Source organism: Paracoccus sediminis (assembly GCF_900188295.1).
Taxonomy (GTDB): domain Bacteria; phylum Pseudomonadota; class Alphaproteobacteria; order Rhodobacterales; family Rhodobacteraceae; genus Paracoccus; species Paracoccus sediminis.
On the sequence record NZ_FZNM01000002.1, the window covers coordinates 211,646 to 224,034 of the forward strand.

The 12,389-nt window shown below is 69.9% G+C and carries 9 protein-coding genes; 5 read left to right on the forward strand and 4 right to left on the reverse strand.

The genetic code is table 11. From position 1 onward, the window contains the following. The first annotated feature begins 45 nt into the window (after window positions 1-45). From CHB77_RS04050 to lhpI, 3 genes are all read left to right on the forward strand, one after another. The gene (locus tag CHB77_RS04050) at window positions 46-1,053 is read left to right on the forward strand and encodes an Ldh family oxidoreductase (protein ID WP_089386899.1); all 1,008 of its coding nucleotides are present in this window, start codon (window positions 46-48) and stop codon (window positions 1,051-1,053) included. A 67-nt stretch (window positions 1,054-1,120) separates the two neighbouring features. Beyond that, window positions 1,121-2,161 carry a proline racemase family protein gene (locus CHB77_RS04055; protein WP_089386900.1) on the forward strand — a complete coding sequence of 347 codons (1,041 nt, stop codon included), beginning with the start codon at window positions 1,121-1,123 and terminating at the stop codon, window positions 2,159-2,161. Window positions 2,162-2,190: 29 nt separating this feature from the next. Continuing rightward, window positions 2,191-3,915, forward strand: a complete 1,725-nt coding sequence (gene lhpI / locus CHB77_RS04060) for a cis-3-hydroxy-L-proline dehydratase (protein WP_089387156.1) — start codon at window positions 2,191-2,193, stop codon at window positions 3,913-3,915. An 89-nt stretch (window positions 3,916-4,004) separates the two neighbouring features. Here lhpI and CHB77_RS04065 read toward each other — a convergent pair whose 3' ends face one another. Both CHB77_RS04065 and CHB77_RS04070 read right to left on the reverse strand, forming a co-directional pair. Then, on the reverse strand, window positions 4,005-6,530 hold the full coding sequence (locus CHB77_RS04065) for an ABC transporter permease (RefSeq protein WP_089386901.1): 2,526 nt from the start codon (window positions 6,528-6,530) through the stop codon (window positions 4,005-4,007). Continuing rightward, entirely contained in the window at window positions 6,527-7,225 is a 699-nt protein-coding gene (locus tag CHB77_RS04070) for an ABC transporter ATP-binding protein (RefSeq protein WP_089386902.1), read from the reverse strand. The genes CHB77_RS04065 and CHB77_RS04070 overlap by 4 nt, the downstream gene beginning before the upstream one ends. On the opposite strand from CHB77_RS04070, the gene CHB77_RS04075 reads away from it, so the two are divergent. Both CHB77_RS04075 and CHB77_RS04080 read left to right on the forward strand, forming a co-directional pair. Further along, window positions 7,224-7,943: an arylesterase gene (locus CHB77_RS04075; protein WP_089386903.1), complete on the forward strand. Its 720-nt coding sequence runs from the start codon at window positions 7,224-7,226 to the stop codon at window positions 7,941-7,943. The two genes, CHB77_RS04070 and CHB77_RS04075, sit on opposite strands and share 2 nt — an antisense overlap. A 574-nt stretch (window positions 7,944-8,517) precedes the next feature. Continuing rightward, window positions 8,518-10,284, forward strand: a complete 1,767-nt coding sequence (locus CHB77_RS04080; protein ID WP_089386904.1) for an AAA family ATPase — start codon at window positions 8,518-8,520, stop codon at window positions 10,282-10,284. Here CHB77_RS04080 and CHB77_RS04085 read toward each other — a convergent pair whose 3' ends face one another. Continuing rightward, window positions 10,285-11,340: a TAXI family TRAP transporter solute-binding subunit gene (locus CHB77_RS04085; protein WP_089386905.1), complete on the reverse strand. Its 1,056-nt coding sequence runs from the start codon at window positions 11,338-11,340 to the stop codon at window positions 10,285-10,287. It abuts the gene before it with no gap. A gap of 26 nt (window positions 11,341-11,366) precedes the next feature. Continuing rightward, window positions 11,367-12,293 carry a hypothetical protein gene (locus CHB77_RS04090; RefSeq protein WP_089386906.1) on the reverse strand — a complete coding sequence of 309 codons (927 nt, stop codon included), beginning with the start codon at window positions 12,291-12,293 and terminating at the stop codon, window positions 11,367-11,369. Window positions 12,294-12,389 lie beyond the last annotated feature (96 nt).

Here is a 12,389-nt window from a genome sequence, read left to right on the forward strand (position 1 = left end):
ACGCCTGCCTGCGGGTTGTCGGAGGCAGGCCCCCGAGAGTCCCCCATGGACCAGGCCCGCACCCTGATGCCCTCCGAGATACGCGATCTGGTCGTCTCGGTCCTGGCAGCCAATGGCCTTGGGGACGAGGCCGCGCAGGCGGTTGCCGATGTGGTTGCCCGCGCCGAAGCGGACGATTGCCGCTCTCATGGTCTCTACCGGGTCGAGGGGTATGTCGCCGCGCTGCGGTCGGGCCGGGTCAACCCGGCGGCCCAGCCCTGTCTGCACCGCCTGAAACCCGCTCTGGTGCGGGTCGACGGCGACCGCGGCTTCGCGCCCCATGCCGCCGACATCGCCCGTCCGCATCTGGTCGCCGCCGCGCGGGCAAACGGCATCGCCGCGCTGGCGATCACGAACACCCATCACTTTTCGGCGTTGTGGGCCGATCTGGAACGCCTGGCCGAGGCCGGTCTGGTTGCCTGGGGCTTTGTCGTCGGCCAATGCGCGGTGGCGCCGCATGGCGGGACCGCGCCGCTGATGGGAACCAACCCCATCGCCTTCTGCTGGCCTCGCCCCGATGGGCTGCCCTTCGTCTTCGACCTTGCCACAAGTGCTGCCGCGCGCGGCGAAGTCGAACTGCGCCGCCTTGCGGGCGAGACCCTGCCCGAGGGATGGGCAATCGACGCGCAGGGTGCCCCCACCGCCGATCCGGGCGCGGCGCTTTCGGGCGCCCTGCTGCTGTTCGGCGGCCACAAGGGATCGGCCCTGTCGATGATGGTCGAACTGATCGCAGGCCCGCTGATCGGCGAGATGACCAGCCGACAGGTGGCCGCCCTGGGCCAGGACGACGGCGGTCCGCCGCCGGGGGGGCAGCTGATCCTGGCCGTCGATCCGTCCTCGGTCAGTTCCGGGGCGCTGAGGGCGGGCGAGGGCTTTTTTGCCGATGCGGCCGCGCAGCCGGGACTCAGGCTGCCGTCGGACCGGCGCTACGCCGCCCGTGCCCGCAGCGCCGCCACGGGCGTCCGGGTGCCATGCGTCCTCTTGGACCGGATCCGCGCCCTGCGCAGCGCATGACCCCATAGTTCTGACACAAGGTATCCCATGCCCCGACGCCCCGCGCGACTGCGAAAGGAAAGCCCCCATGCGTTCGAAACTGTCCATCTCCGTGATCGGCTGCCATGCCGAGGGCGAGATCGGCGATGTCATCGTCGGCGGCGTGCTGCCCCCCGAAGGGGCCACCATGATGGACCGGATGATCGCCATGCAGCGCGATCACGACCATATCCGGCGCCTGCTGATCTGCGAGCCGCGCGGATCGGTCGCGCGCCACATCAACCTCATCACGCCGCCGGTCACACCCGGCTGCGTGGCGGGCGCCATCGTCATGGAGCCGACCGAATACGTTCCCATGTCCGGATCGAACACCATCTGCATCGCCACCGTTCTGCTGGAAACCGGCATGGTTCCCATGCGGGAACCCGTGACCCGCTTCAGCCTGGACATGCCCGGCGGTGTGATCGAGGTCGCGGCGGAATGCGCGGACGGCAAGTGCCGGTCGGTCACCTTCCGCAACGCCCCCGCCTTTGTCGCCGTGCTGGACGGCGCGCTCGAGGTCGAGGGGCATGGCACCATCCCGCTGGACATCGCCTATGGCGGGATGTTCTTCGGCATCGTCGACGCGCAGGCCCTTGGTTTCCGGATTCGCCCCGATGAGGCGCGCGATCTTGCTGTTCTTGGCGAAAAAATCCGCAAGGCCGCCCGCGAACAGTTCGATGTGGCTCATCCCGATTTCCCGAACGTCCGCGGCGTGTCCATCGTGCAATTTGCCATGCCGTTTCCGGGCGCGGGGCAGGTCGCGCGCAACACATGCATCGTGGCGCCCGGCCGGTCGGACCGTTCGCCCACGGGGACCGGCACCTCGGCCCGCATGGCGGTGTTGCAGGCGCGCGGGCTGATGGGGCAGGGCGACGCGCTGATCCACGAATCGATCATCGGGTCGCGTTTCACCGGCCGGATCGTCGAGGTGCGGAACGTGGGCGGGCGCACCAGCATCGTTCCCCAGATCACCGGCCGCGCCTGGATCACTGGCCAGCACAGCTACTACCTCGATCCCGACGACCCCTGGCAGGCGGGCTACATGCTGTCCGACACCTGGGGCGTGACGCCCGCCCTGACCCAATGAGCGCCCGCGCCATGGCCCAGGACGACCTGATGACCCCGACCGCCCTGTCCGTCCTGCCCGGCACCGCCGAAGGACCGGTCCTGGCCACGACCGAGCCGCTGAGCTTCTGGGGCGGCGTCGATCCCGCGACGGGCCGGATCATCGACGTCCACCACCCGCTGCATGGCCGCAGTGTCACCGGCTGCATCCTGATGATGCCCTCGACCCGCGGATCCTGCACGGGGTCGGGCGTGCTTCTGGATCTGGTCCTGTCGGGACGCGGGCCGGCCGCGCTGATCTTTTCCGAACCCGAGGACGTGGTGACTCTGGGCGCGCTGATCGCGGCCGAGATGTTCGACGCCCGGCTGCCCGTGCTGCGGCTGTCGCCAGAGGCCTTTCGCGCCCTGACCCGTCAGGATGCCGCCCGGATCCGCCGGGACCGTATCGAGGCGGGGCCCGTCTCGATCCCTTTGAATCCGCCCGCGACCGGGACGCTGGATCTGACCGCCGCCGACCATGCCCTGCTAGCGGGCGATGCGGGCGTGGCCGCCGCGCAGGCGATGCGGATCATCTGCGCGATGGCCGCCCAACAGGGCGCGACGCGGCTGGTGGACGTGACCCAGGCGCATATCGACGGCTGCATCTATGCCAGCCCGGCAAATCTGACCTTTGCCGAACGAATGGCCTGCCTGGGCGCCAAGGTCATCGTGCCCACGACGATGAACGCCATCTCGGTCGATCATGACAACTGGCGTCGGCAAGGCGTTCCCCCCAGCTTCGGCGGTCCTGCGCAACGGCTGGCCGATGCCTATGTCCGCATGGGTTGCCGCGCCACCTTCACCTGTGCGCCCTATCTGCTGGACAGCGCCCCGGCGCAGGGCGAAACGATCGCCTGGGCGGAATCGAACGCGGTCATCTATGCCAACAGCGTCCTGGGCGCGCGCACGGCCAAGCATCCCGATTTCCTGGACCTCTGCATCGCGATGACCGGCCGGGCGCCGCTGTCGGGGGTTTATCTGGACGAACACCGGCTGGCGCGCCGGATCATCGACGTGGACCTTCCCGACGGGGTGGATGACGCGTTCTGGCCCCTGATCGGCTATCTTGCCGGAAAGCTTTCGCCCGACCGTATCCCGTTTGTGCGCGGCCTGGACGCGGCCATGCCGGGAACGGACGACCTGAAGGCGCTTTGTGCGGCGTTTGGAACCACGTCGGCGGCCCCCATGCTGCATGTGGACCGAATCACGCCAGAGGCGGGGCGGATCGGCGCCGGCGCCGACCGTTGCCGCATCACCCTGGAGGACATGAGGCTTGGCTGGCGACTGCTCAACGAAAGCTCTGAAAACATAGACCTCGTTGCCTTGGGCAGCCCCCATGCGTCGCTGAACGAATGCCGCCTGCTGGCCGACAGGCTGAAGGGACGCAAGGTTCTGATACCCACCATCCTGACCACCGGCCGCGAAACCGTGACGCGGGCGCGTGCCGAGGGGACGTTGGCCCTGCTGGAGGAGGCTGGCGTGCAGATCATTCCCGATCTGTGCTGGTGCTCGATCTCGCGGCCGGTATTTCCCGTCGAGACCCGCACGTTGATGACGAATTCGGGCAAGTACGCCCATTATGGTCCGGGCCTGTCAGGCTGTGCCGTCAGGTTCGGGAACCTGGAGCACTGCGTCGACGCGGCCGTGACGGGACGGGCGGGCACCGGGTTGCCGGATTGGCTTTGCAAAACGACGCCGGAAAAGGACATGGCTCCACGGCCTGACGGCATGTCCTGACCGGACTTTCAGGGTGTCATCGACCCATCCGCATATCGTTGTCCTGTCGCGGGCCAGCCCTGGCCGGTCTTTGATGCGGTCCGCGAACCCTATTCTTTCGCCCGCAGCACGCGGGCGGGGCGGGCGGACAGCGGGCGCAGGGCGAAGACCAGGCCCGCGGCCAGGGTGGCCAGAACGCCCCCGGCGACGATGCCCAGGGCCGATCCGGGAACGAAGCGATAGTCCATCTCCATCACCTGCGTCAGGATCGTCCAAGCGGCCAGGGCGGCGACACCTGCCGCCACCAGCCCCGCCGCAGCGCCCATCAGCGCGGATCGCAACGCAAAGCTGGCCAGCACCTGCCGGCGCGTGGCCCCCAGGGTCTTCAGCACCGCCGCCTCGAAGACGCGGGCGCGTTCGCCCGCCGCCGCCGCGCCGATCAGGACCACGAACCCGGTGGCCAGCGTCGCCATCGCCGCCAGCGACGTGGCCGAGGCCAAGGCCGCCATCGCCTCTCCCACCCGCTGCGCCACCTCGCGCACCCTGACGGCGGTGATGTTTGGATAGGCGTTGGAGATGTCGCGCAGGATCCGCCCCTCGGCCCCGGCATCGGCTTGGACGGTGGCGATATGAGTCTGGGGCGCGCCCTTCAGGGCTGCGGCGTCCAGGATCATGACAAAGCCGATCCCGCCGCTGCGGAAATCCACCTGCCGGAGGTTCGCCACCGTGGCGGTGATGTCGCGGCCCAGGATGTTGACCGTGACCCGATCGCCAACGGCCAGGCCCAGTTCCCCGGCCTCCTCGGCGCCAAAGCTCAGCAGCGGCGGACCTGCGTAATCGGCGGGCCACCAGTCGCCCTCCGTCAGGACGGTGCCTTCGGGCGGGGCGGCCGCGTGGCTGACGCCCCGGTCGCCCCGCAGAACCCAGTGATCGCCCCATTCGCGGGCCGGAATGCCGTTGATGGCGGTGATGATCCCGCGCAGCGACGGCGCGGTTTCCACCGCATCCACGCCGGGATCGGCGGCCAACCGGTCCTGAAAGCCTGCCAGCTGGTCGGGCTGGATGTCGATGAAGAAAAACGACGGCGCGCGTTCCGGCAGTTCGGCGGCAATGGCGCGGCGCAGGTTGGCGTCGATCTGGCCGACGGTGGCCAGCACCGTCAGGCCAAGTCCCAGCGACAGAACCACGGCCACCGCGCCTTCCTGCGGATTGCCCACGGCCCCCATCGCCAGCCGCAGGGCGGTGCGCCCGCGCAGGGCAGGATGCCGCGCCAGCCGCCGCGCCAAGGCGCGCAGGCCACGGGCCGCCAGCCACAGCGCGCCAAGCGCCGCCGCCACGCCGGCGCTCAGCCCCAGCGCTAGCCGCGGAACCGAGGCCAAGGCCGTCGCCGCCCCGATCAGCGCCGCCGCCGCCAGCACCAGGCCCGCCAGATAGGGACCGCGCGGGCGGGCGGCCGCATCCGCGCCGATGCCCCGGAACAGGGCGGCGGCACGCACGCCCTCGACCCGCGCCAGGGGCAGAAGGGTAAAGATCAGGGCGGTCAGGGTGCCGTACAGCGCGGACTCGGCCAGGGGTGCGGGGTAAAGGGCGAATTCCGCCGGAATCGGCAGGCGCGATTCCAGCAGCGGCGCGACGGCCAGCGGCGCCAGCCCGCCCAGAAACACCCCCGCGCCGACCCCCAGCAGGGTCAGTGCGCCGATCTGCATGAAATAGACGGCAAAGATCGTCCGTCCCTCGGCCCCCAGGGTCTTCAGGGTGGCAATCACCGCAGTCTTGCCGTCCAGATAGCTGCGCACGGCGGACGACACGCCCACCCCGCCGACCGCCAGCCCGGCCAGCCCGACCAGGACCAGGAACGATCCCAGACGGTCCACGAACCGTTCGACGCCCGGCGCGCCTCGGCGGCTGTCGCGCCAGCGCATTCCAGCGCCGTCGAATTCCGCCATTGCGGCTGCGCGCAGGCCGTCCAATGTCCCGCCCGCGGGCAGGGTCAGCCGATAGCTCGTCTCGTAAAGGGTACCGGGCGCCAGCAGCCCGGATTGCCCAAGCGCCTCGGTCGCGACAAGCGTGCGCGGGCCAAGGCCAAAGCCCGAACCTGCGGCATCGGGTTCGCGCAGCAGCGCGGCGGTCAGAACGAAATCCTGCACGCCCAGCCGGAACCGGTCGCCCACGGCCAGCCCCAGCCGGTCGATCAGCAGCGGCTCCATCGCCGCGCCGGGCAATCCGTCACGCCCGGCCAGAACCTGCGCCACCGGCAGGGGCGGGTCGAACTGCGCTTGCCCCTGCAGGGGCCAGTTGCCATCGACGCCCTTGACCTGGGTCAGGGCGCGTTCGGCATCGGCGTCCCCGCCCGCCACGGCCATGGACCGGAAATCGACCACCTCGGACAGGCGGCCGGCGCGGGAGGCCATCCAGGCCCGTTCGGCCGGTTCGGCAAAGCGATAGGTCAGGCGCAGTTCCGCATCGCCCCCCAGCAGCACCGCGCCCTGGCGCGACAGGCCGGTTTCCAGCGCGGCGCGGACCGATCCCACCGCCGCGATGGCGCCGACGCCCAAAGACAGGCACAGCAGGAAAATCCGGAATCCCGACAGCCCGCCACGCAATTCGCGCCGGGCGATGCGCCAGGCAGCGATCACGACGCGGCCCGGCGCTGGCGATCTTCGGTATCAATCCGGCCGTCGCGCAGAGGCACCACGCGGCCGCAGCGGGCGGCCAGTTCCGGGGCGTGCGTGACCAGCACCAGGGTCGTCCCGTGCCGGTCGCGCAGCCCGAACAGCAGGTCCATGATCGTCTGCCCGTTCGCCCCGTCCAGATTTCCCGTCGGCTCGTCCGCCAACAGGATCGCCGGGCGCGGGGCGGTGGCGCGGGCCAGCGCCACCCGCTGCTGTTCGCCGCCCGACATCTGCGCGGGGTAATGGTCGCGCCGCGCCGACAGGCCCACGCCGTCCAGGGCCTCGGCCGCACGGGCAAAGGCGTCGCGGTGGCCCGCCAGTTCCAGCGGCGTCGCCACGTTTTCAAGGGCTGTCATGGTCGGGATCAGGTGAAAGGACTGGAAGACCACGCCCATCCTGGTGCGGCGGAACCGCGCCAGGGCGTCTTCGTCCAGGGCGGTCAGGTCGTGGCCCAAGGCCTGGACCGACCCGGCCGTCGCCCGTTCCAGCCCGCCCATCAGCATCAGCAGCGACGATTTGCCCGATCCCGAAGGACCGACCAGGCCAAGCGTCTCGCCCCGGTGGACATCCAGCGAAATGCCCCGCAAGATCGCCACCGGCCCGGCATTGCCTTGCAAGGTCAGCCGGACATCCTTCAGCGACAGAACCGGATCGGTCATGACCATCGTTCCCCCCAGCCACCCTTCCTTGGCATCTAAGCCTTGCCGCCGCGCGGACAACCCGCGTCGGCGCGACATTTTCGCCGTGCTGATCCTGGCGGCCATTCCCGCCGCAGGATGGGCGGACGAACCGCTGCGGCTTGCGGCGCTTGGCGATTCGCTGACCCAAGGCTATGGCTTGCCGCAAGATCAGGGGCTGGTGCCGCAATTGCAGGACTGGCTGCGCAAGGCGGGCCATGACGTCATCGTGATGAATGCGGGCGTCAGCGGGGACACCACGGCGGGGGGGCTGTCGCGGCTGGACTGGACCCTGGCGGACCGGCCCGACGCGATGATCGTGGCGCTGGGCGGCAACGACCTGTTGCGCGGCATCGATCCGGCCATCAGCCGCGCCAACCTGGACGCCATCCTGACCCGGCTGGGGAACGAGGGCGTGCCCGCGATGCTGGTCGGCCTGCCCGCCCCCGGCAACTTCGGTCCCGAATTCCAGCAGGACTTCCAGGCCATGTATCCCGACCTGGCCAAAACCCATGGCGCGGCGCTGTATCCCGACCTGCTGGCCCCCATCACGCAACGACAGGCGGCAGGAAAGGGCCTTGCCGATCTGATGCAGGACGACGGCCTGCATCCAAGCGCCGCCGGGGTCACCGCCATCGTCGCGGCGATGGGACCGGCCGTGGACGGCTGGCTGGACGGCGTGGCCGCGGCTGCGGACTGACGCCCGCCAAACCGGTCGGGCGCCTGCCGCGCCGCACCCCCGCCGCCCAGGGCGATCCCCTCTTGCCGGGGATCGGCGCCGCCCGACAGCCCGTCCGGGCCGATCCCGGCGCCTTGCGGCCCCGAGGTCAGGACGGTTTCGTTCAGCCTGAAGCCCCCTGCCGTCACGCGCGCCCCAAGCCCGTTCCGGAATGGCGGTGGTCATCGACAGGGCATTGCCCGCCCCGACCACGATTAAGATATGCGTGGCCGAGGGCCGTTCCACCGGCGCGTCCCGCCCCCCGCGGCGGCGGCGTGGCTTCAGGCGCCCTGGCGCGGTCACATCGCTGGCGACGGCGTCGCATCAAACCAGGAATGCCCCCCGGCCCGAGCCTTGCGGTCTCACCGGGCGCACGACGGTCTGCACGACGATCCTTGCCTCCGCCCCGCCTGCGCCCCCGATGGCATCCGTGCAAGCGATGCGGGCAAGGCATGGCTGCGGAACAAACCAAGGTGGACATGGTTAACGAACGGGCTTAAGGTTTCCCCGTCCCGTTGCGGTTGTTTCCCAGTCCCCCGGTTTGGCGGATAGGATCATGGATCGGTCTCCTTTTTCATCCTTTTGCCCCAGCTTTCGATCGGTGCCGCGCGCAGGCCAATGGTTTCTGCCCGAACCCCACCGCCAGCTGATCGATGCGGTCCAGTCGTCCATGGCGGGCGGATCGCGGCCGGTTCTGATCCTGTCCGGCGATCCGGGGGTCGGCAAGACCACGCTGGCCCGGCAGATTGCCGACCGCTGCGGCGCCCATCGCCGCGTGGCCCTGATCGGCCACATCCGGGCGCAACTGGTCGATCTGCCGCATCAGGTGCCCAAGGCGTTCGGGCTGGCCCCCGACCGGGCCTTCGGCGATGCCGAACAGGGCGCGGAAACGGTCCGGCGCGCCTTGCGGGATGCGGGCGGACAGGCCTTGCTGATCGTGGACGAGGCGCAGGCCCTGTCGGATGACGGGCTGGATTATCTGGCCCTGCTGACCGGCGCGGCGGATGGGGAAAACCGTCCTCTGACCGTTCTGCTGATGGATGGCGGGGATCTGCAAAGACGGCTGGCGGTCCACGATGGTCTGCGGTCGCGGATCGGCGGACGGTTCAGGCTTGTGGCCTTCGACGAAGCGGAAACGGCGGCCTATATCGCCCATCGCTTTCGCGTGTCGGGATGTTCGTGCCATGCCGGGGTCCAGGTGTTCGACGAGAGCGGGGCGCGCCGGCTTCATGCCCTGTCGGGCGGGGTGCCCAGGGTGATCGACACGCTGGTCCAACGCTGCCTGTTCCAGGCGGCGATGACCGGCCAGACCGCCATGGACGCGGATTTCGTGCGGTCCTGCCTGGCCACCTTGGCCGAGGACGGGGGTCTTGCGCATCTGGTGGTTCCCGGTTCCGCCCGGCCGGTGGCGAAGCCCGCCGGGGCGGAAGCCGTCGCGGCGCCCTTGCGGCCGGAAAACCCGCCTGCGGTCCAGGATCCACCGGTCGAACCGGTCGGGCGCGTCAAGCCGCTTTCTGATCCCGTGGCAGTGATGCCGCAGGATCCCGGCCGGCGCGGTCCGGCCCATGCCATGCCTGGAACGCCCTGGAAGGCCGGTCTTGCGGCGGCGGCGGCAGGGCTGCTGATCCTGTTTCCCATTCCCGGAAATCGCGGGTCGGCCGATGCGGTCGCGACCGCCAGCCTTTTGCCCCTTGCCCCGGTTCTGGCGACCGCGATGCAGGGTGTCGCGGGCCAAGGATCCGCATCCGGCCGCATCGCGTCCGTTCCCCTCATGCCCGGCCGCGCCAGGGTCGAGGATGCGCCCGATCCCGACCGCCTGCTCAGCGACGGTTTGGCCATAGGCGGGGCGGATCCCGCACGGGCGGCGCGGCTTTATGCCCGTGCGGCGCTGTGGGGCAACGACCGGGCCGCCTATTACCTGGGCCAGCTTTACGAAACCGGGGTCGGGGTCGGGGTCGATCTGGATCGCGCAAAGGGCTGGTATGAACAGGCGCCCGATCTTCGCGGCGCCGCGGCCCGGCTGGCCGATCTGCGGGCCGACGAACCGGCAAAGGGGTCTGAACCGCCCGCCTCTCCGATCCCTGTCCGGCAGGTGCTGTTCAAGGCGGGACAGACCGAACTGCACTGGCAGGGGGATGCCCCGCGGTTTCGGGTCGAATACGTCCCGGCGGGCGGTCGGGGATCGATGCGCAGCTTTGAAACCGCATTGTCCGGCGCGCTGATTCCCCATCCGGTCGCGCGGTGGCGGGTTGTGCCGCTGCGCCGGGACGGATCGGCGGGACCGGCATCGCCATGGTCGCGCCCCGTTCCGGCCGCGCGCTGATTAGCAGCCGATGACGGCGCAGATGTTGCGGCGATACGCGGCGTTCGCTTCGCTGTCGGCGGGAACGGCCTGGGGCTGGGGCGGGGCCGTGCAATTGGCGACATAGCCGGGGTCGATGCCACGATTGACGCAGGCCCCGACCTCCCACCCCGGCGGGATGTCGGTCAGATCGACCGACTGCCATTTCGCATGACCCTCGGCCCGCAGCGTGTCGATCCGCGTCAGGATCAGCGACGACAGATCCGACACCCCCTGGCAACTGGCCCGGTGATACGGGTTGCGGGACGGATCGTATTCATAGGTCATCAGCACCGCCTTGACCGTGACCAGCGGCACCGGGTCGGGCTGAAAGCCATAGGTTCCCGCCGCCAGCGTGGACGGGGCATAGACCGCCTGCAAGGTGGCGTCCTGGATGGGCAGCAGATGGAACCGTTCGCCGTCAATATCGCCTTCGGCATAAAGCGAGGCCGGGGCGCCCGCGACATAGAAGAACGCGTCGATCTGTCCGGCCTTCAGTTGCGGCAGGGCGTCGGCGGGGGCGACCAGCCGCTTTTCCGCAGGCTCGATCCCGGTCAGCGACAGGATCAGCGATGCGGTCAGAAAGGTGCCGCTGTTTTCCACACCGATGGCCACGCGCTTGCCCGCAAGCCCGGCCAGATCCGCGATGTCGCGGCGGGCCAGGATGTGCACTTCTTCCTCGTACAAGGGAAAGGCGATGCGCACCCCGGCGATGGCGCGCGCGATGGCCGGATCGTCGCCCGCGAAGGTCTGCATGTATTCCAGCACGTCGTTCTGGACGATCCCGAACTGCGTGTTCGGACGCTGCCGCACGGCCAGAAAGTTTTCCAGCGAGCCTGCCGATTCCACGACATCCAGCGTCTGCCCGCAGGTCTGCATCAGATTGCCCAGGTCGCGGCCGATCTGGATATAGGTGCCGGTCGGCGCGCCGGTCATGATGCTGAGCCGGGCATCCTGCGCGCCCACCGGCCCGGCCTGTCCGGCGACGATCATCCAGACCGCCACGGCCAAGTGCAGCAAAGGTTTGGAAAGCCGCATCGTCCTGTCCTTTCCCGTACGGAATGTCAGCATCCCCCCAGCCGCCCCACAAGAACCAGCAGCGTCTGGCGGTTGATCGGATCCTGGACCTGCCGCAGGGCGTCGGTGGCGCAATGCCCGCCGATCAGCAGATCCCGCAGCCGGGCGCGCTGGGCGGCCGCGGGCAGGGCGGGGGCCTGGGCCAGGGCGGCATCGACCAGGGCCGGATCGCGACGTGGCCCCGGCGGCCGGGGATCGGGCGCGGCCGTTGCAGCGGCGATGGCTGCGCCCGGTTCGGATTCCGCCTGGGCCTCGGGTTCCGGCCCGGACAGGGCGGCATCGCGCACGCGTGTCAGGACGGTCAGTTCGGCGGTCAGTTGCCGGACGCTTTCGGTCAGTTCGCCCACGCGGCGTTCCTGATCGGCGATCTGGGCGGCCAGATCCTGCGATCGGGCCAGCGACGCCTGCGCGGCCTCTTGCCGGGCGGTCAGGTCGGCCAGTTCGGCGCGCGCGGACCCGATCCGGTCGGTCAATCCCGTCAGGTCCGCCTGCGCCGTCTGGAACGCGGCTTGCCCGGCCTCGGCCTGGGCGCGGGCGTCGTCGATCTGGTCGGTCAGATCCGACAGTTCGGCTTGTGCAGCCTGAATGGCGGTCGTCTGGCGATCCCGTTCCGCCCGGCGTTCGGCGATCGCCGCCTTGATCCGGTCCTGATCCGTTTGCAGGCGGATCAGATCCGCGCGCCCGGTTTCCAGCCGTGCCGTCACCTCGTCGATCTGGCGGGTCAGGTCGGCAAGCTGGCCCCGCGCCGTTTCCAGCCGTGGTTTCAGTTCGGCGGCCTCGGCCTCCATCATCGCGATCACCTGGCGCAGGGCATGGGCCTGGGCGGACGGTTCCGCGTCGGGCGCCTGGGCGCGGACCGGATCCCACGACAGCCAGACCAGAGCCGATGCAGCGACAAGAACCCCAAGGCGCACAGGACAAACCCTTTTTCACAAGAGGATGATGTGCCACGCAGGCCTTTTGTCAATCGTCTTGTGCGTCCCAAGCCAGCCGGCCGTCCGTCGTCATGA